Origin of the sequence: Intrasporangium zincisolvens (genome assembly GCF_034724055.1) — a bacterium.
GTDB lineage: Bacteria > Actinomycetota > Actinomycetes > Actinomycetales > Dermatophilaceae > Monashia > Monashia zincisolvens.
In genome coordinates this window covers 1-524 of sequence record NZ_JAWIIL010000025.1, presented here as the reverse complement: position 1 = coordinate 524, position 524 = coordinate 1, and the positions used below count along the sequence as shown (strand labels likewise).

Below are 524 nucleotides of genomic sequence, written 5' to 3'. Positions count from 1 at the left end.
GTGATGGCCGGACCGTCAGTGAGGTCGCGGCGTCCTGGGGCGTGTCCCGGCAGACGCTGCACGCGTGGCTGGCGCGGTATGAGTCCGATGGCCTGGAGGGGCTCGCGGACCGGTCGCACCGACCGGCCTCCTGCCCACACCAGATGGACGCGGGCGTGGAGGTGGCCGTGTTGGAGGCGCGGCGCCGGCATCCGGGCTGGGGACCGCGGCGGATCGTGTTCGAGCTGGGCAAGCGCGGCGTGGTGGCCAGCGAGTCCGGTGTGTACCGGGCGCTGCGGCGGGCCGGTCTCATCGAGCCCGGCCGGCGACGACGCGAGCAGCGGGCCTGGCGACGGTGGGAACGAGCCCGGCCGAACGAGCTGTGGCAGCTGGACGTCGTGGGCGGGGTGCTGCTTGCGGACGGCTCCACGCTCAAGTGCCTGACCGGGGTCGATGACCACTCCCAGTTCTGCGTGTCGGCACGGCTGCTGGTCAAGGAACGGATGCAGCCGGTGTGTGACGCGTTCACGCTCGCGTTGTCCACC

1 protein-coding gene is annotated in these 524 nt (G+C 72.5%); it reads left to right on the top strand.

The annotated features are described in order from the left end of the window. Positions 1 to 524: helix-turn-helix domain-containing protein (locus tag RY076_RS23620; protein ID WP_323102477.1), on the top strand; the 524-nt coding region annotated here is incomplete at both ends.